Consider the following 829-nt stretch of genomic DNA (forward strand, 5'->3'; position numbering starts at 1 on the left):
TCGACGCGGTGAACGGCACGCAGCTTTACAACCTGGCGAGCTCGACGGCAGACGCGATGGGCGGCGGCTCCACGGCAAATGGCGATGGTTCGATCTCGGCGCCGACATACAACATCGGCGGCAAGACCTATTACAACGCCGGTGATACGTTCACGGCGCTCTATGGCGACATCACGAGCATCAACGGCACGATCGCTGATGCCGTGGTGTATGACTCGTCGGCGCATGACAAGGTGACGCTGGGCGGTTCGGGTTCGACCACGCCGGTGGCGCTGACGAACGTGGCGAATGGCGCGCTGAGCGCTGCGAGTGTTGACGCGGTGAACGGTTCACAGCTGTACGCACTGGGCGCGACGACCGACGCATCGGGCAACATCACGAATGCGTTCGTGGCCTACGACGACACGTCGAAGAGCTCGGTCACGCTGGGCGGTGCCGGTACAAGCACCGGGGTGGCGCTCCATAATGTCAAGGCGGGTGCAGTCAATGCGTCGAGCCTCGACGCGGTGAACGGCACGCAGCTCTACGGTTTGGCCAGTTCGACGGCCAGCGCGCTGGGTGGCAATACGCAGGTGAACGCGGATGGCTCGATCAGCGCGCCGGACTACATTCTCTCCCAGCACACCTACAACAATGTGGGCGATGCGCTGAAGGCGGTCATGGCGGCGGCGGTAAGCGGCAACGTGGACGGCGTGATCTACGACTCAACCGCACACAACTCGGTGACGCTGGGCGGTCCGGACCATGTGCCGGTGGCGCTGACGAACGTGGCGAATGGCGGTTTGACTGCCTCGAGCGTTGACGCGGTGAATGGTTCGCAGCTGTACGC

Annotated in this window: 1 pseudogene; it reads left to right on the forward strand. The window is 63.7% G+C overall.

The window, feature by feature from the left end:
- Positions 1 to 829: pseudogene (locus U5A57_RS41305) on the forward strand (hemagglutinin); the annotation flags it as partial.

The sequence above is a fragment of the Paraburkholderia sp. J11-2 genome, from assembly GCF_905220185.1.
Classification (GTDB): Bacteria; Pseudomonadota; Gammaproteobacteria; order Burkholderiales; family Burkholderiaceae; genus Paraburkholderia.